The organism is Rhodococcus sp. NPDC055024, assembly GCF_053608585.1.
This window is the reverse complement of record NZ_JBSGVT010000001.1, coordinates 1293695-1310709: the sequence shown is the minus strand read 5'-3', so window position 1 is coordinate 1310709 and position 17015 is coordinate 1293695. Positions and strand designations below refer to the sequence as shown.

The following is a 17015-nucleotide window of genomic DNA, read 5'->3' as shown; positions in this document are numbered from 1 at the left end:
ATGATCAAAGCCGGTATCTCCCAACATCGAACCGTCGTTCTGCTCGGCGCCGCGCTGATTCTGTGCGCTGCCTTGCTGATCGGTGTTCTGGTGGGGCCGGCCGGTTTGACGCCTGATCGGACCATTCTCGAACTTCTGGACGGAATACCCGGCATCAACATCGATTCCGGTCTCACCGCGACACAGCAGGCGATTCTCTGGCAGATCCGGCTTCCGCGAGTAGTCCTGGGCGCGTTGGTCGGAGCAATGTTGGCCGTGGCCGGCGCCGCCTACCAGGGCGTGTTCCGAAATCCCTTGGCGGATCCGTATCTCCTCGGCGTTTCCAGCGGAGCCGGACTGGGCGCAACCCTCGCCATCGTTTCGGGCGGAGCGCTGGGCATGTTCGGAATTCCCATGGCCGCCTTCGTCGGTGGCGTGCTGGCAGTGTTCGCCACCTATACGCTCGGCCGAAGCATAGGCGGGCCGCAGAACGCGGTAGTCATCATCCTCGCCGGTGTCGCAGTCGCAGCGTTCGCGAATGCAGCGCAGACTTTTGTCCAGCAGCGGTTCGACGATTCACTCCGCGAGGTCTATTCCTGGCTGCTCGGCGGATTGTCCACCGACGGTTGGTCGGAAGTTCTGGTTGTCTTGCCGTACGTTGCCCTGGCATCTGCCGTCATCCTGGTACACCGACGCGTACTCGACGTGATGGCCGTAGGTGACGTCGAAGCCGCCAGCCTCGGCGTCGACCCGGCCAGATCACGCCTGGTACTGGTGCTCGCCGCAACTCTGGGAACGGCGGCGGTCGTGAGTGCAAGTGGACTGATCGGCTTTGTCGGAATCGTTGTTCCCCATGCGGTTCGACTGGTCGTCGGCCCGTCGCATCGACTGCTTCTCCCCCTGTCACTCATGCTCGGAGCGGCGTTTCTCGTCCTCACCGACGTTGCCGCCCGCACGGTCATGGCACCGGCCGAACTCCCCATCGGGGTTGTGACCGCGATGATCGGCGCTCCGTTCTTCCTTCTGGTTCTGCGCCGCAGTCGGGTTTCGGCATGACCGACAGCGCAGTCCGGTGCCGCGGCCTCCGAGTCAACCTCGGCGGCAAGGACGTCGTCGACGGCATCGATCTCGATGTGACACCCGGTGATTGGGTTGCCGTGGTCGGGCCGAACGGCGCAGGCAAAACGACCTTGATGCACGCCCTCGCCGGATTGATTCCGTCCACCGGTGAACTCTCGGTCGGGGGACTCAGCCCACGCAATTCCAGCCGCAAGGCCACGTCAGCCGTAGTCGCGCTGATGCCGCAACGCCCGGTGGTACCCGAGGGCTCAACGGTTAAGGAACTGGTTGCGCTCGGCCGCACTCCCTATCTACGACGCTTCGGAACCGAAACCGCCACAGACCGTTCGGTGATTTCCTCGGTGATCGACAGGCTCGACCTCACCGAGTTCGCAGATCGACGAGCCACCGAACTTTCCGGCGGCGAATTGCAGCGCGTGGTCCTCGCTCGGGCATTGGCTCAAGAACCTCAGGTACTGCTCCTGGACGAACCCACCAGCGCCCTCGACATCGGTCACCAGCAGCAGGTTCTCGACTTGGTGGAGGAACTGCGAGAAACCGACAACATCACAGTCATCGCAGCGATGCACGACCTCACTCTCGCAGGGCAATACGGGCGACGAATCGTGTTGCTGGACAAAGGCAGCGTCGTCGCCGACGGCACACCCTCAGCGGTGCTGCAAGCAGACCTCCTCGGCCGTGTGTACGGCGCTCGGGTCGAAATCCTGGACCGGCCCAGTGGTCCCATAGTTGTTCCGATTCGGCAGGAAGGCCCCCGCTGATGGAACTGGTGATGCTCGGCACCGGTGCTGCCGACGGTTGGCCGAACCCGTTCTGTACTTGCCCTTCCTGCCTGGCGGCATTGTCGAATGGCACCATTCGCGGACACACCGCCGCCTTGCTGGACAACCGCATCCTGTTGGACTGTGGGCCGGAAGTACCGCGTGCCGCGTCGCGATTCGGTCGCACATTGGCGCACGTCGAACACATTCTGCTGACGCACTCTCACCCCGACCATCTGGGCCCGATGGCGTTGCTGTTCCGATCCTGGGCCTCTCGCGCCGAACCGCTACAGGTTCTCGGACCACCCGACGCGCTCGATCTTTGCCGAGACTGGGTGGGTCCAGGCGATCCGGTGACCTTCACGCCACTCGAGGCCGGCCAGTCGATCATGTTGGGCACCTATCGGGTTCGCACACTCGAAGCCGAACACGAAGTACCCACCCTTCTCTACGACATCACTGACGCATCCGGATCCCGAATCTTCTGGGCCACCGACACCGGGCCTCTGCCCGAATCAGCTTTCGACGCCCTTGCCGACGCACGTTTCGACGCCATCTTCCTCGAAGAGACCTTCGGCTACAAGACCGACCACGGCACCGGGCACCACGATCTGCCGAGTTTCGCGGAGACGGTGTCGCGACTACGCAACTACGACGCGATCACCGATCGAACCGATGTGGTCGCCGTACACCTCGGGCACCACAACCCGGTCGAAAACGAACTCGCGGAGGCACTTCGCGTGTCCGGGGCGCGAGCGGTTCCCGATGGAACTGCGCTCGAGATCGGGGTAGGACAGAGCCATCGAACTCTCGTGACCGGTGGCGCCCGCTCGGGCAAGTCCACCTACGCAGAGGGCTTGCTTGCCGGCTACCGGCACGTCACGTACATCGCCACCGGGGATCCGCAGGACGACGATCCCGACTGGATCGAGCGAATTGCGTCGCATCGCGCGCGGAGGCCGTCGACGTGGACGACGGTAGAGACCTCCGAGGTGGCCGAAATTCTGTCAGGCGCAACAACACCGATCCTGATCGACTGCCTCGGCACGTGGTTGACCGCACGCCTGGACCGACATCAGGCATGGACCACAGAAGATCTCAGCGGCGTCCACACAGATATCGACGTCTTGGCCGACGCCTGGGCCGCCTGTCCGGTACCGATTGTCGCCGTCACCAACGAAGTCGGAAGCGGTCTGGTCCCGGACACGAAGTCCGGGAGGTTGTTCCGTGATCTGCTCGGTCTGCTGAACAGCCGCGTCGCCGCTGCATCCGAGTCGGTGGTTCTGATGACCGCCGGACTCCCCCAGCACCTGCGCGGGTGACGTCAGAGCAATCCGGTGAGCTGGCGCGCACAATCGAATAGAAAGCCGACCAACTCTCGATCGCCTTCAGTCACTCGTCCGCTCGCGCCCTGGACGCACAACCCGCCGGCCACCTGGTCCGCATGATCCCGAACGGGCACCGCCAAGGCGGATCTACCCAGACGACACTCCTGGTTCTCGAACGCAAATCCTTGCCGTCGAACAGACCTCAGCTGTTCAGACAAAACTTCGAAGTCACCGATCGTGAACTCCGTGACCTGGCGTAGGTCCAAGCCCGGCAGCAACCGCTCGTCATGCGCCAACAACACCTTCCCCAGCGCATTCGCGTGAAGGTTCTTCGGCAGTGCCGCTATTCCGATGATCTCGTGGTCCGGATCCTTGTCGACGAACCTCAAGCGCCCACCGGCGAATGACGCGACGTGCAATCCGAATCTCGTGTGTGTCCGCATGTCTTCGACGCGCTCGTGCAGGGTCGGCGCCGGACCGCTCGCCGACGCTGCATGTGAGAGCTCGGCAGTTCGACGCCCCAGCGCAAACCCGGACAGGTCTGGCACCCGCACCAGAAAGCCCTCGGCTACCAGCAGATTGAGCATTCGATACGCCGTAGCCGAAGGGACGCCTGCAAACGTGGCGATCTCCTTCGCAGTCGTTCCCGGCCCCAAGTGAGCTACAGCCTCGAGCATCCCGAGTGCCTTCTGAACCGCACGCGGTTGTTGCCCGCTGAAGTGAGTCTCTTCGCCGATCCTTTTGCCTGATCGCGGATCAGCGGTTGCACGGTCCGCGGTCACCACCCATGCTCCGGCGAGTTACCTTCAGCGGTATCGCGATCCGGGACAAGTCGTCTTCGCCCGTCACCGTCGATCAGCAGTGTGCCGGCACCGGGCAACAGGTCTGCCGTTTCGACGCTGTCGAAGGCGCCCACCATCAGAAGGCTTGCAGGTCTGGCTCTACGGAGCAAGGCGCTCCACACGGTCCCCGACGCAGCGACAACAAGAGCTGCGATCGGCAAGGCCCACATCCCGTGTACCGCACCGTCGAGCACGATGTAGACCAGTAGACCGGCGCCGGCAGCGCTCACGGACACGGTGCATATCCGGGTCAGTGACGTGTGTTCGCCGATTCGGCGCAAGAACTTCCACGAAGCAAAGGCCACCAGGGTGTAAGCGCAGACCAACGCTGTCTCGACTACCCCGTCGAAGGATCCGGAATCGTCGCGAACCGTATCGGAGTAGACGAATACTCCCACCGCGCTTGCCGCGACGAACGCAAGTACCGCGACGTACGGGGTACGAAATCGTCGGTGCACAAGGGCAAGCGGCGACGGCAGTACCCGTTCGATCCCCATCGAGTACAGCAACCGCGAGCCCGCCTGCGCACAACCGAGGGTCGACGCGAACCAGGAACACGTCATTCCGATCTTGACCGCCAGAACCACTTCCTCGCTGGCTCCGGATGCCGTTCCTTCGAAGTACGCTCCGACGATCGTTGCGCCGTGACCGGTCATCGCCGCCCAGGCCGCAAAAACGAAGAGAACCCCGCAGATGATCGGCGAAATGAGGACCGTGCGCGTGACGCTGATGAGTGGTCGTTTTGCTTCCGGACCGAAGAAGGCCGAACTCTCGAAGCCCGCCATGCTCAGTACGGTCAGCATGGCGAGAAACGGCACAGCGCTCAGCGACGGGTTCGGCAGGGCAACAGCAGTTGTCGCGCTGGTGTGCGTCGCCAGCATGACCACGACTATCAGAATCAGCGAGCAAGCCTCGACAACGAGGATCGCTCGGGTGGCGAACCGAACGCCTCGCACTGCAATCCACGCGACTGCAAGGGCAATCGCCACCGTCGTGATGACCGTCGCGGCAGTCCCTCGCACGTCGAGTCCGATAAGGGCGACGGTATCCAGCAGACTCGGAACCGCCTGGGAGAAAACCGATACCGAGATTCCGAGGTAGCCGAGCACCAAGGCGGCACCCGCCGTCAGTGTCGCCCGGATACCGGAGCCCTGAAAGACGAAGCTGTACAACGATCCTGCTGCGGCCAGTCTCCGCGTGAACTGAGTGATGCAGAACGCAACGAGAAACACGGCCGAAGTGGTCGCTGCGATCGCAGCCAACCCGACGTAGCCGGGACTGTAAGTGATCATCCACAGGGCGATGAACACCATCCCGGTTGCCGGCGCGATCGTGGAGAGCGATTGTCCCAACAGGTCGATCGGGGTCAGACGTCCCCGTCCGAGACCGCGGAGCGGGGAGAACACGGGCTCACTGTGTTGATCCGCATTCTGCGCTCGCGCGATCGCTGCACGCAGTGCCGCACTCACGGCCATGTCTCACCGTCCGTCGCGTCCGGGCCCGAACCTACGAGCGAATTGTCAGAATTCGGTCAAGTTAGTCCGCTTATGTTTCGGCGCAGTTTCCACGATGGCGCGCACAGAACTTTCAAGTGAGAATCCGACTTTGTTTGCCACCCAGCATCGTGCGGGATCAATAGTGGCCCGTGGTGTCCCAAGCCTACGAGCGGCGCTTCCACCTGCTAGTTCTCCACTTCTCACACGAAAACTGCTCTCTCAGTTGCACCTCGTCCAGGCGTATCGCGGTCGACGCGGGTTCGCAGCACTGCCCGTACAGGATGTGTCCCACACACCACCGGCCCTGCCGAACAGAACGGAGGAAGCATGGACTTCGTCAGCGCCACCACTGCGGCGATCATCGGATTTGTACTACTGCTCGCCGGCATTCCCAAGCTGAACGACCACGACGGGGTACTCAGTTCCGTGCGCGGTTACAAAGTGCTGCCGGCGCGACTCGAAGTTCCGATCGCTCGCGCCCTCCCCGTCGCCGAGTCCGTCGTGGGTGCCCTGCTGGTTCTCGGCGTTGTCCATCGACTCGCAGCCGTGGCCGCTGCCGTGATGTTCGCGTCGTTCTTCACGGGTCTCACGATCAATCTCCTACGCGGCCGACGCGATCTGGACTGCGGTTGTTTTGCATTCGGTGTCGGCAAGATTCCGCATATCGGGTGGTTCCACGCCGTTCGCGCCGGGACACTCGCGGTGATATCCGTGGCCGTGTCGGTCGCCCCCAATCAAGTCGAGATCGGCGTCCAGATCGTGGCGGCAGCCTTCGGATTCCTCCTCGTTCTGGCTGGAGTTGCTCTCGCACAAATTCGTTCGGTCGTCCATCTAGGGCGACGCCCGGTCGACGACTACCTGTCGAGTGCCTCGATCCGACTCCGCACTGCCGAAACCGCATCCCGGTACGGCTCGTGAACCACACCCACAGCCCCGAAAACTCGAAGGCAGGACTACTACGATGACCACTTTCCTACTCGTCGCGACCGTGATCCTGGTGATCGCCGTAGCCGTACTCTTCTTGATGGTTCTTGCCCTGGCCCGTGAAATCGGCCGCGTACAAGTACGTCTCGGACCGCTCGGCGCCCGCATGATGGATACCGGGCCCAAGGTCGAACAAGTCGGCCCGTCGTTTGCCGGTCTGATCGACCAGGAGGGACGAATCGTCGGAGTCGGCGGTCACCGCGACAAGCCGCAACTCCTGCTGTTCACCGCACCGAGCTGCTCGACGTGCAAGAGTCTTCTTCCCGGCGTAAGGGCAATGGCCCGAGCTGAATCCGATCTCGATGTGGTGATCATCTCCGACGGAACACCCGAAGAGCACCGTGAGTTCCTGGCCGGCAGCGGGATCGGTTCCGAGCTCAGCTACATCGACGCCCGAGACGTCGGCATCGCGTACCAGGTGGGTACAACTCCCTACGGAGTGATTCTCGACGAGCACGGCAAGATCCGAGGAAAGGGCCTGTGCAATCACATGGCTCAAGTGGAGAGCCTGCTCAATGCACTCGAATCCGGTACCCCCTCACTCCAGCACCTTCATGCCCAGGCGAAATCCGGCAGCGCGGCCTGATCTTCCTGCACAGTTCGATCCTCTTCACGAATCAGGAGAAAATCGTTGGACGACAATAAATTCCCACAGCACAACATGACGGAGAATCGATATCCCGTCGACGAGGCGACAGTTCAGGCCCAGGCCGAATGGATGGCGGGCCAGGGCGGCTCGCTCACCAGCCGAACGGGGCGCAAACTCTCCGAACGAGTTTCGCGGCGCTCGATGATCAGTCGAATCGGCAAGTGGACCATGGGTGTGTCAGGGGTGGCACTGATCAGCACGCTTCCCGTGACTCGCAGCGCCTTCGCCCAGGAGCCCGAAGTTCCTGCGCCGGCGCCCGGGTCGGAGCCTCTTGTCCCCGTCTACGACGGCAAGGATCCAGCCGAGTGCGAGTACTGGCGCTGGTGCAACATGGACGGAACATCCTGTGCCGCATGCAACGGCGGCGGTGTCACCACCTGTGCGCCCGGCAGCAAACCCGGCGCAGAGTTCTGGGTCGGATGCTGCACCAACCCTGACACCGGCAAGACCTATCTGATCGCCTACTACGACTGCTGCGGCGCGCCTTCGTGTTCCAACGCCTTCTGCGGCGAACCGGACATGCAGGCCGTGATGTACAACCCGGTCTCCGGAAGCTACGACCAGGAAATCATCTGGTGTGTCTCCGACGAGTCTCAGGCATACACCTGCACGATGGCGCCCATCATCGGTGAGGACTGTCAGACTCGACCCGCCGAGCGCCCCAAGGTCGGTGCCGGATCATGAGCAGTTCACTAACCCGAAAACTGGCGCGCCCAGCCGTTGCCGTCATTCCACTCACCGTCGTGCTCGCGCTGGCCGGATGCAGTTCGTCCGACAACGACGAACCCTCCAGCGCAGGCGATGTCACCTATCCGACAGTTCCGTTCACCGCCCCGGGCGAGGGGATCTCACTCGGGCACGACGATCAGGAAATCGGCGATACCATTCCCGAACCACTGCACGTCGGTTCGATCACGCCGATCGCAGCTGACCGCCTGCTGGGCGTCGAGGGTGGATTCGGCCAGCTCGAGCTCAGTGTCAATGTGATCGATCCGAAAACCGGTGTGGCCGAGAGTCGAATTACCGTCGGTCCGGGAATCTGGGATCCGGTCATTCACGGATTTGTCGGAGATTCTGCCGAAGACCCTGCGGTTCTCGCGGCGGAGGTGTGGCGTCCCAGAGGTTCTCGCGGCGCAGCAGATTTCACGGTCAGCACCTACTCGGGCAACCTGCTGGAACCCGCCGAGGTCATGCTTCCGGACGTCGCACGCGTGCATTCCCGTCCCGGCTCCAATGCCGTGACCTCCGACGGCAAGTTCTTTGTCACCTGGGATGACGGGTTGTACGGCATCCGGGTGGTCGACCTCGAGAAGAAGGAAGCGACCGGTGCGCTCCAGATAGTCGGTTGTGGCCCGTTCACGTGGATGGTCGGGCACGAGTTGTACAGCGTGTGTGAGGACACCCGAGAACTGCTGCACGTCACGATCGGTGACGACGGTGTTCCGAAGGAAACCGCCCGAAGCAAGGTCCTACCCGAGGATTTTGTCTCCACCCGCAAGGTCACGTGGGCATCGGAAGCACAAAAAGCGTTGCTGGTCAGTGAGAACGGCGATGTCTACGTTTTCGACTTCTCCAACGGACTGCCTCAGGAAGTTGTCAAGCCGATCGGGAACGCCGGGCAGGATTCGGGTCGATTCTCGGAGAACGTCATCAACGCCGACGCAACCCGGCTCGCAATCGCGTACACGGACACGGCCATTCATCCGGACTCCGCTCGCGGAGGCTCACTGGTCAAGATCGACTTGTCCGACGCCGCGAACTACGCCCCGGTGAAAAGCCTGACGCTCGCAGACCTCGGCCTGACGGACATCAAGAGCATGACCTTCTCCGTCGACGGCGCCACGTTCTACGTGCTGGGTACGGGGCCGGAAGCCGAAGGTTCTGCACCGCAGAAGATCGTGGGCTACAACGCGACCACCGGTGAGCAGGTCAGTTCTGTCGATGTCTCTGGCAACGTCGGCGATGTCAGTGGGTTGATCACACCAGAAGTACTCCGATGAGTCGTCCCGGATCCGGTGTGGTGATGGGCCGGCGCCGTTTCCTGAGTTTGGGAGCACTCGGCGCCGGAGCACTCGGGCTCGGTGCTGTTGGAACGATCGCCGGATGCAGTTCCACTGCAGCAACTCCGACGCCCACAACCGATCTCGACTACATCCTGCCCACCGACCCCGAAGTTGCTGCAGCCGAATCGGCGCGAGCCTGGAACGGAACCACCGCTGCGTTTGCCCTTGCCGCCGGATTCTCGACGGTAGATCTTGGCGGACGCCTCGTGGACACGTGGACGTACGGAGGCGCTGCGGTGGCGCCGGAGCTTCGTCTGAAGTCCGGAGACCGTGTCAGTGCGACCGTCCAGAACGGTCTCGCGGCCGAAACGACGCTGCACTGGCACGGAATTCGGATCCGCAACGACATGGACGGCGCTGCACCAACCACGCAGGCCCCCATCGGCGTCGGTTCGAGTTTCGAGTACAACTTCATCGCACCGGATCCGGGAACGTACTGGTACCACTCGCACAGCGGATTACAAGCCGATCGGGGGCTATTCGGCGCCATGATCGTCGAGGACCCGAACGACATCACCGGAGCCGACGCCGATGCCGTCCTGGTGCTCGACGACTGGCTCGACGGATTGGGTACCACCCCGGATTCCGTCCTGATGGCCCTGAACCCGGCAATTTCGGGCGGGCATGGCGGACACGGCGGTGGGGCAACAACTCCGGCAGAACACTCTGAAGCCGACATGTCCGTCGCGCAACAGTTGGTGAGCGGCGGACACGGTTCTTCCGAGGCACTCGGCGGAATGACTCAACACATCGCGTATCCACTGCACTTGATCAACGGGCGACCACCCAATGATCCTGCTGTCATCACTGCAGCGCCTGGTTCGACCCTTCGACTACGAATCATCAACGCGGCAGCCGAAACTCCGTACCGGTTTGCCGTGGCCGGACACGAGATGACGATTGTCGCCACCGATGGCTACGACGTGGTGCCAACTCCTGCCGACACCATCATCGTCGGCATGGCCCAACGCTACGACGTACTGGTGACGGTGAAGTCGGGAACGTGGCCGGTGGTCGCGAAGGTCGAGGGTCGAGACGGTTACGCATCGACCGTCCTGCGGAGCACTGACGCCTTGGCTCTCGCGAATCCGGATGTGGGCGGCAACCTCTCGGAACTGGCCGGCAGGCTGGTACCCGAAAGTGCGCTACGACCAGCGGAATCCGTACGTCTCCAGACGAGGTCACCCGACCGCGATTACCACATCGAATTGATCCAAGCCGGAGATCGTTACGTCTGGGGCATGGCGGGTGCCGATGCGGGCAAACTCGTCATGAAACAGGGCGAACGGGTTCGCATCACGATGAAGAACACTTCCACGATGTGGCACCCCATGCATACCCACGGCCACACGTTTGCGGTACCGGACTACGGCGGACTTCGCCGCGACACCGTCAACGTCCTACCAGGTGCCGAGCTTGCCATCGAGTTCGACGCCGACAATCCCGGCGAGTGGATGTTCCACTGCCACAACGCCTACCACTTCGAAGCCGGCATGACGGCAAATCTGCGTTACGTCCGCTGACAAGTTGAAGAATGGAGAGAACTCCTCATGAAGAAACTCGTTCCCGCTTTCCTCGCCGCGTGCGCTGCCTTGAGCCTCACCGCCTGCAGTAGTGATGCAGGTGCGTCGTCGGACGAACCTGCCGTCGTGATCGAGGTGAAGAACATGGCGTACACACCGGCATCGGTCACCATCGAGAAAGGACAGACCGTCGAATGGAAGTTCGACGACAGCGGACTCCCCCACGATGTGGTCGGCAACGGTGAACTCGACGGGAAACTGAAGAGCGACTTGCTCACCGAGGGGACCTTCTCCTACACGTTCGACGACGCCGGAACTTTCACCTACCACTGCACGCCCCACCCGATGATGGTGGGCACCGTGATCGTTCAATAGTGAGGAGGTGGATCGCCGGCTTCGGCCTCGCCGTCGCCGCAACGTGTGTTCCAGCATGCGGCACAAAAGATCCCGTCCCCGACGTGGTGGTCGAGATCAGCAATGTTCAGTTCAGTCCGATGGACGTCACAGTAGAGCGTGGTGGCACCGTCGAGTGGCGCTTCGACGACGGTGGACTCCTGCATCACGTCGAGTCGCCCGGCCTGTTCGACAGCGGCATCACCGGGGACGGCGCATACCGGCACACGTTCGAGAGCGCCGGCGTCTACGAATACTCGTGCTCCGTACACCCGTACATGATCGGAGTCATCACAGTGCTGTGACTCTGGCTCAACCTTTTTCGCTGTGAGATTGGCTCACTACTTTCATTGAACCACACACATTTCGGAGGATCTGATGACTACCGTTCTCTCACACGGCCCGCTCCAGACCGATGTCCCCGACATCCGGCCAACCCTTCAAGGCTCGGTCGGGACCGCAACTCGTGCCAGCCTCATCGCGGCGGGTGCGGCCGCGGGTGCCGGCATTGCACTCGTGGCTGCACCTTCTGCGGCAACAGCTTTGACCACTGCCGTTGTCGGAGCGGGGCTGGTCACCTCGCTGGCCGCCAACTGGTCGACCTGCGGCATGTCCGTTGCCGCAGTTGTTGCCGCTCCGAAGCAAGCTGACCGAAAGGGATCCTCGACTCCGTTACGCCGACTCGGCTGGCACGCACTGGGTTCCGTCACGACAGGAGCCGTCACCGGCGCACTGATCGGCGCGATCGGAGCGGCAGTGTCCGGGTACGTCCCGGTCGGCTGGGCGCTAGGCGTCTGGGCCCTCGTCGCGGTTGCGTACGGGCTGCACGAGTTAGGTGCGGTGAGGATGCCGACTCCGATGCGGCGCCAACAGCTTCCGCGTCATCTACGCCGCAGCATGGCGCCGTGGAAGGTCTCGTTGATCTTCGGTGCGATCATCGGTCCGGGATTTCTGATCTTCATCCGGTCGAGTGCGTACTACCTCCTGGCGCTCGGCGTCATTGCCTCGGGTTCGCCGGCACTCGGTGCGGCGCTGTTCACGGTCGTTTCCATTGGCCGCTGTATGCCCAGCCTCGCGGCAATCGTGCACACCAAGCGCGGTGGCTCGATGCCGGGATTCCTCTCGATCATGTGCGTCGTGGACCGTCGAGTGCAGAGCGTCACCGGCGCTGCGCTGATAGCACTGGGAGCATTTGCCGCAGCAGCACTGATCTGACTGTCGACCTAGCACCCCGTACATCGAGCGAACACACGCTCCGACTCCCCGGAGCGTGTGTTCGCTCGACACAAACTGTGCGCACTCTCAGCGCGTCAGGACACCGACAGCGCCGTCTGGATCGAGTCCTCCGACGGCGACGTCACCTTTGCGTCCCGACTCCACAGCATGTCGAGTGCCGCCTTGGGTTTGGCGAGTGCCCACTCGCGAGCGGCGTTCTTGATCAGCGTCGGAGTTGCGCACCCGCAATCGCTGTTCACACCGTCTGCGTCGATGCCGACGTCCCGGCACAGCGCCACAGCGCGGGGCACGTGATACCCCTGAGTGACGATCAACGCCTTGGTCACCCCATACGTATGTACGGCACGGAAGCAGGTGTCATAGGTATCGAGGCCGTACGGATCCCCCACGATGCGACGCTCATCGATTCCCTGCTCCACCAGGTAGTTCGTCATCGCCGCGATCTCGTCACCCGAGCCGCCGTTCGCGTCGCCGGAGACCAGGACCGCTCTTGCCTTCCCCGCTTCCACCAGGTCGACGGCTGCGTCCAGCCGTCCCTGCAGGAACGCCATCGGCTTGCCGTCCTTGATCTGCGCGCCCAGCACGATCACCACCGGAGCCTCCGGAGCGTCCGCTGCGTCCGACGTGTGGCCGGCCGACGCCACGGAAATCCACACGATCGACCCCGCGTAGACAACCGCTCCGAGCACGGCGATACCCGCGACCCAGCGAGGCCACCTGCGCTTCCGTGGCGGTTTCACTGGATCTGCAGCGGCTTCGTCCATTCGTCGATCAAACCACACGGTTTCTTCACCGCTTAGGTGCTCGGTCGATCCTCCATCCCTCCGCGCCACTGCGCTCGGCCCACAGATCCGAGTACTTTCCACCACGCGCGATCAGGTCTTCGTGGGTACCGACCTCCTCGACCCCACCGTCTTCGAGGTAGACGATGTGATCTGCTCCCTGAATAGTCGACAGGCGATGAGCGATCACCACGACGGTTCGACCACGAGCCAAGCGGTGAATCGCCTCGGTGATCGCGACTTCGTTCTCTCCGTCGAGGGCAGAAGTTGCTTCGTCGAAAAGAACGATCGGAGTGTCTTTGAGAAATGCCCGCGCAATCGAGACCCGCTGACGTTCACCACCGGACAGCAGTGATCCCCCTTCACCCACCCTTGTCTCTTCACCGCTCGGCAGACGATCGATCACTTCGCCGAGTCGGGAATCGCTCACTGCTTGGCGGACCTCCGACTCCGTGGCATCCGGTCTCGCCAACCGAACGTTTTCCAGAATGGTTCCGTCGAACAGGTAAACCTGCTGCGAGACAGTCGATATCCGCGTCATCAGCGCACGCGTTCCGATCTCGCGAACATCCGCTCCCCCGATCGCTACCGTTCCTTCGTCGACATCCCAGAATCTCGAGATCAGCCGAACCAGCGTGGTCTTTCCGGAACCGGAAGGGCCGACCAAAGCGGTGACCGAACTTTCCGGGAACTCGAGACTGAGGTCGCGGATCACGGAGACGGACCCGTAGCCGAAGGTGACCGAATCGAACCGAATATCGTACGACGTGGGCTCTTTCGATACCTCGGGCTCCGCCAGCACCGGTACGCCGATCATCTCTCGGACGGATCCGAGCGACACCCGAGCCAGTGAGATCCCTTCGCCGAACCCTGCGAGCATCTGCATCGGTTCCACGAACCTCACGGCTAACACGAGAACAACTATCACGCTTGCGGTGTCGATGGACCCGGTGGTGACCAGCAGTGCCGCCAGAGCCAGCACGGTGAGAAAGGCAACCTGAACGACGATCATGAACCGCAGCAGATACTTGTCGACCGAACCGATTTCCTGCAGGTGCGCATCCCGATTGGACACAAGAGCGTCGTCCAGCCGATTCCAGCCTTCGTCGCTCTTTCCGGCCGAGCGTAGAACTTGCTGTGCCTGTGCATATTCGACGACGCGCGATGCCAACTCGGATTCGCTCTTGCCAATCGTCTCGTATTCGGGCACAACCGCCCGCTGCACATTGCGGTAAGCCCGAATTCCCAGTGGAACAAACACGACCATCGCGAGGGACAGTCGCCAGTCCACAAACAAGACAGCGATCGCCACGGTCGCGGGAGTCACGGTGACAGTGACGAGTTGCGCGATGATCATCCCCGGGATGCTCATCAAGATTGCCGTGCCCTCGGTGACCAGGCGAGTGAACGCTCCACGGTTTGCCTTGCTGAACCACCCGAGCGGAACCTGCACCAAGTGCTCACCGAGGCGATGCATGATTCCACCGGCGAAACCCTCGATTCCGATGCGGTACGCCCGATTCTCGGCGATCCACCGTACGGCGCCACAGGCCACCGCCACGAGAGCAGCCGTGACAACCCACGGCACTGCGGCGTCGTAATCGCCGCGAACCACCGCTTTCAGTATCGGAATCATCAGTGCAAAGACGACACCCTCGAGTATCCCGGCGAGCGTGAAACCCGCTATCTGACCTCGCATCCCATTGTCGCGCCCGAGGATTTCGTCCAGGTCTCGAATCATTGCAGCGCCTTTCGCGGAGATATGTCTTCGACGAGGGGGTTCTGGAGCGCCCACATCCGCGCGTAGGTTCCGCCGAGTGCCGACAACTGTTCGTGCGTACCCTTTTCCACGATCCGTCCGGCGTCGAGAACGAGTATCTGATCTGCATATCGGACGGTGTGCAGTCGATGAGCGATCACCATCAGGGTGCCGCCGTCTGCGCTGATCTCGCCCAGGGCGCGTTGAACAGCCGATTCACTGTGGGGATCGGCCTGCGAAGTCGCCTCGTCCAGGATGACGATCGGCGGGTTCTGAAGGATGGCGCGGGCGATCGTCAGGCGTTGCTTCTCCCCACCCGACAGCTCACCGCCCGAACCACCACCGATCTCTGTGTCATACCCGTCTGGCAGTCGCACGATCACGTCATGAATTTGCGCCCGCTTCGCCGCTGTCTCCACTTCCAAATCCGTTGCATCTGGTCTGCCGAGCCGAATGTTCTCGCGCACGGTGTCCCGCAAGAGCACAACATCCTGGAAGACGATAGCCATCGATTTCAAGACTTCACGACTGGACTGATCTCGTAAATCGCTTCCACCGAGGCGAATAGATCCATCCGTCACGTCCCAGAACCGCGGAAGTAGACGCGCCAACGTGGTCTTTCCGGAGCCGGACGGTCCGACTATCGCGGTGACGGTGCCCGGTTGCATCTCGAAGGAGATGTTCTCGAGGACGCGCTGTCCAGTGGTGTATTCGAATCCGACGCAATCGAATTCAACCAAGGTACCGCGAGCCGAGACCGGCTCCCGGGGTTCAGCCAGCTCTTCTTCGCCGAGAATGCTCTCGACGTGGGTCGCTCCGAGTTGGCCTTCGCGGTAGAGGTTGGCCATCGTTCCCAGGTGGAGAACCGAAGATGGAACGCCTGTTCCGACGACGAGAAAAGCCACCAGAGCTACCGGGGTAACCCAACCCCCGGAAAGCAGTGCGATCCCCGACCCCGTGATAACCACGATGAGTACCGCCGGCGAGAGAAGGATCGACATCGCGACCACCGGTCTTCCCATCCCCGACATCCAGCGCACGCACACCGCGACCATCGAATCGACTGCGCTCGAGTAGCGCGCGAACGCTCGACTCCCATTCCCGTAGGTCTTGACGACCTCGATACCGTCACCCAGTTCGACTGTTGCAGAGGTCAATGTCGACATCGCAAGATTCCACGAGTCGACGTTCGTTCGATACGCTCTGCGCATCGACGGCGCGGCAAGAGCGAGACACACTCCGATGTAGCCCACCAGGACCAGGCTGAACTTCCAGTCGATCGCCACCAGATAGACCAGAGCCACTAGCGGCGACAGGATGGCAGGCGCCACGTCGGCGGGAAGATGGGCGACGAGGAGATGCATCCGTTTGACGTCGTCGGTCATCGCTTGTTTCACTTCGCCGGTTCCACCGTTTGCGAACCATCCCAGAGGAACTCGAGACAGATGCCGAGCAATACGCGAGCGGATCGAGTACTTGAAATGCGCGTCGGCAGTGTGACACACCGTCAGGGCCGCGTTGTAGACGACAAAACCGAGAATTGTGCCCGCTGCGCCGATCGCGGCCCACCACCAGACCAGATTCAACGACGCGTCGGTCAGAAGCACTCGCGCGATCTCGACCACCGCTACGTAGGGCAGGAAACGCAGCGGCACCGACAGCGCCGACAAACCAGCCCCCAGGAGGAGTCGATTTCTCACGGGCGCGATCATCCTACCCAAAGCGTCTCGGTCGACGAGACCAGTCGAATCTTCCGAGGCCGCAGCCTCATTCACTTTCATTGCGCCACTCACTCTTCGACGATGATCGTGCCGGTCATGTTCGGATGTGGTGTGCACGTGTACGTGAAGGTTCCCACTGTGTCGAAGGTCTGACTGTAGGTTCCACTTCCTTGCAGCTCACTCTTGGTCCCCAGTTCTGCGAACACGACATCGTGTGGCATACCCTGGTCCTCGAAAATCCACGTGACGGTCTGTCCTTTGTGTACCGTGACGGAGTCCGGTGTGTACGCAAGGTTCTTCACCGAGATCTCGACCGGCGCTTGCTCGGTAGATCCCGTCGAATCGTCACCGCACGACGTCAGTGTGAACACCGCTGCAACAGCGAACAATGTGGTCAACCCGGTGCGAACTGACATTGC

The 17015-nt window shown here is 62.1% G+C and carries 17 protein-coding genes; 11 read left to right on the top strand and 6 right to left on the bottom strand.

Features of this window, described 5'->3' with window-relative positions; translation table 11 throughout:
* The 3 genes from ACWF6P_RS06075 to ACWF6P_RS06065 are packed head-to-tail and all read left to right on the top strand — an operon-like array spanning position 1 to position 3142.
* The gene (locus tag ACWF6P_RS06075; RefSeq protein WP_452620370.1) at positions 1-1035 is read left to right on the top strand and encodes a FecCD family ABC transporter permease; all 1035 of its coding nucleotides are present in this window, start codon (positions 1-3) and stop codon (positions 1033-1035) included.
* Complete coding sequence (locus ACWF6P_RS06070) at positions 1032-1820, top strand: ABC transporter ATP-binding protein (protein ID WP_452620369.1); 789 nt, start codon at positions 1032-1034, stop codon at positions 1818-1820. The genes ACWF6P_RS06075 and ACWF6P_RS06070 overlap by 4 nt, the downstream gene beginning before the upstream one ends.
* A complete protein-coding gene (locus ACWF6P_RS06065) occupies positions 1820-3142 on the top strand; it encodes a bifunctional adenosylcobinamide kinase/adenosylcobinamide-phosphate guanylyltransferase (RefSeq protein WP_452620368.1) in 1323 nt (440 codons plus the stop codon). The genes ACWF6P_RS06070 and ACWF6P_RS06065 overlap by 1 nt, the downstream gene beginning before the upstream one ends.
* Positions 3143-3144: 2 nt before the next feature.
* On the opposite strand, the gene ACWF6P_RS06060 is transcribed toward ACWF6P_RS06065, so the two are convergent.
* The gene (locus ACWF6P_RS06060; RefSeq protein WP_452620367.1) at positions 3145-3930 is read right to left on the bottom strand and encodes an IclR family transcriptional regulator; all 786 of its coding nucleotides are present in this window, start codon (positions 3928-3930) and stop codon (positions 3145-3147) included.
* Positions 3927-5465: an APC family permease gene (locus ACWF6P_RS06055; protein ID WP_452620366.1), complete on the bottom strand. Its 1539-nt coding sequence runs from the start codon at positions 5463-5465 to the stop codon at positions 3927-3929. Before ACWF6P_RS06055 ends, ACWF6P_RS06060 begins: the two co-directional genes overlap by 4 nt.
* A 348-nt stretch (positions 5466-5813) precedes the next feature.
* Between ACWF6P_RS06055 and ACWF6P_RS06050 the strand changes: the two genes are divergently transcribed.
* From ACWF6P_RS06050 to ACWF6P_RS06015, 8 genes are all read left to right on the top strand, one after another.
* Positions 5814-6404, top strand: coding sequence for a MauE/DoxX family redox-associated membrane protein (locus ACWF6P_RS06050; RefSeq protein ID WP_452620365.1), 591 nt, complete (start codon positions 5814-5816; stop codon positions 6402-6404).
* 43 nt (positions 6405-6447) lie between these two features.
* Positions 6448-7056 (top strand): redoxin domain-containing protein, encoded by a 609-nt coding sequence (locus tag ACWF6P_RS06045; RefSeq protein ID WP_452620364.1) that lies wholly within the window; start codon positions 6448-6450, stop codon positions 7054-7056.
* Positions 7057-7131: 75 nt separating this feature from the next.
* Positions 7132-7803 carry a methylamine dehydrogenase light chain gene (locus tag ACWF6P_RS06040; RefSeq protein ID WP_452620363.1) on the top strand — a complete coding sequence of 224 codons (672 nt, stop codon included), beginning with the start codon at positions 7132-7134 and terminating at the stop codon, positions 7801-7803.
* Entirely contained in the window at positions 7800-9119 is a 1320-nt protein-coding gene (locus tag ACWF6P_RS06035; protein WP_452620362.1) for a hypothetical protein, read from the top strand. Before ACWF6P_RS06040 ends, ACWF6P_RS06035 begins: the two co-directional genes overlap by 4 nt.
* Complete coding sequence (locus ACWF6P_RS06030) at positions 9116-10705, top strand: multicopper oxidase family protein (protein WP_452620361.1); 1590 nt, start codon at positions 9116-9118, stop codon at positions 10703-10705. The genes ACWF6P_RS06035 and ACWF6P_RS06030 overlap by 4 nt, the downstream gene beginning before the upstream one ends.
* A 27-nt stretch (positions 10706-10732) precedes the next feature.
* Positions 10733-11080, top strand: a complete 348-nt coding sequence (locus ACWF6P_RS06025; RefSeq protein ID WP_378531099.1) for a plastocyanin/azurin family copper-binding protein — start codon at positions 10733-10735, stop codon at positions 11078-11080.
* Positions 11080-11403, top strand: a complete 324-nt coding sequence (locus tag ACWF6P_RS06020; protein WP_378542181.1) for a cupredoxin domain-containing protein — start codon at positions 11080-11082, stop codon at positions 11401-11403. Before ACWF6P_RS06025 ends, ACWF6P_RS06020 begins: the two co-directional genes overlap by 1 nt.
* A 73-nt stretch (positions 11404-11476) precedes the next feature.
* A complete protein-coding gene (locus ACWF6P_RS06015) occupies positions 11477-12313 on the top strand; it encodes a methylamine utilization protein (protein WP_452620360.1) in 837 nt (278 codons plus the stop codon).
* Positions 12314-12408: 95 nt separating this feature from the next.
* Here ACWF6P_RS06015 and ACWF6P_RS06010 read toward each other — a convergent pair whose 3' ends face one another.
* The 4 genes from ACWF6P_RS06010 to ACWF6P_RS05995 form a co-directional block, all read right to left on the bottom strand.
* A complete protein-coding gene (locus ACWF6P_RS06010) occupies positions 12409-13098 on the bottom strand; it encodes a SanA/YdcF family protein (RefSeq protein WP_452620359.1) in 690 nt (229 codons plus the stop codon).
* A gap of 25 nt (positions 13099-13123) precedes the next feature.
* On the bottom strand, positions 13124-14857 hold the full coding sequence (locus tag ACWF6P_RS06005) for an ABC transporter ATP-binding protein (protein ID WP_452620358.1): 1734 nt from the start codon (positions 14855-14857) through the stop codon (positions 13124-13126).
* A complete protein-coding gene (locus tag ACWF6P_RS06000; protein ID WP_452620357.1) occupies positions 14854-16575 on the bottom strand; it encodes an ABC transporter ATP-binding protein in 1722 nt (573 codons plus the stop codon). Before ACWF6P_RS06000 ends, ACWF6P_RS06005 begins: the two co-directional genes overlap by 4 nt.
* 89 nt (positions 16576-16664) lie before the next feature.
* On the bottom strand, positions 16665-17012 hold the full coding sequence (locus tag ACWF6P_RS05995; protein WP_452620356.1) for a plastocyanin/azurin family copper-binding protein: 348 nt from the start codon (positions 17010-17012) through the stop codon (positions 16665-16667).
* Positions 17013-17015: the final 3 nt, after the last annotated feature.

Coding starts and splice junctions, on each gene's coding strand:
- ACWF6P_RS06030 (WP_452620361.1), top strand. CDS start 9,116: ATGAGTCGTCCCGGATCCGGTGTGGTGATGGGCCGGCGCCGTTTCCTG.
- ACWF6P_RS06005 (WP_452620358.1), bottom strand. CDS start 14,857: ATGATTCGAGACCTGGACGAAATCCTCGGGCGCGACAATGGGATGCGA.
- ACWF6P_RS06035 (WP_452620362.1), top strand. CDS start 7,800: ATGAGCAGTTCACTAACCCGAAAACTGGCGCGCCCAGCCGTTGCCGTC.
- ACWF6P_RS06065 (WP_452620368.1), top strand. CDS start 1,820: ATGGAACTGGTGATGCTCGGCACCGGTGCTGCCGACGGTTGGCCGAAC.
- ACWF6P_RS06015 (WP_452620360.1), top strand. CDS start 11,477: ATGACTACCGTTCTCTCACACGGCCCGCTCCAGACCGATGTCCCCGAC.
- ACWF6P_RS06010 (WP_452620359.1), bottom strand. CDS start 13,098: ATGGACGAAGCCGCTGCAGATCCAGTGAAACCGCCACGGAAGCGCAGG.
- ACWF6P_RS06075 (WP_452620370.1), top strand. CDS start 1: ATGATCAAAGCCGGTATCTCCCAACATCGAACCGTCGTTCTGCTCGGC.
- ACWF6P_RS06055 (WP_452620366.1), bottom strand. CDS start 5,465: ATGGCCGTGAGTGCGGCACTGCGTGCAGCGATCGCGCGAGCGCAGAAT.
- ACWF6P_RS06040 (WP_452620363.1), top strand. CDS start 7,132: ATGACGGAGAATCGATATCCCGTCGACGAGGCGACAGTTCAGGCCCAG.
- ACWF6P_RS06070 (WP_452620369.1), top strand. CDS start 1,032: ATGACCGACAGCGCAGTCCGGTGCCGCGGCCTCCGAGTCAACCTCGGC.
- ACWF6P_RS06025 (WP_378531099.1), top strand. CDS start 10,733: ATGAAGAAACTCGTTCCCGCTTTCCTCGCCGCGTGCGCTGCCTTGAGC.
- ACWF6P_RS06050 (WP_452620365.1), top strand. CDS start 5,814: ATGGACTTCGTCAGCGCCACCACTGCGGCGATCATCGGATTTGTACTA.
- ACWF6P_RS05995 (WP_452620356.1), bottom strand. CDS start 17,012: ATGTCAGTTCGCACCGGGTTGACCACATTGTTCGCTGTTGCAGCGGTG.
- ACWF6P_RS06045 (WP_452620364.1), top strand. CDS start 6,448: ATGACCACTTTCCTACTCGTCGCGACCGTGATCCTGGTGATCGCCGTA.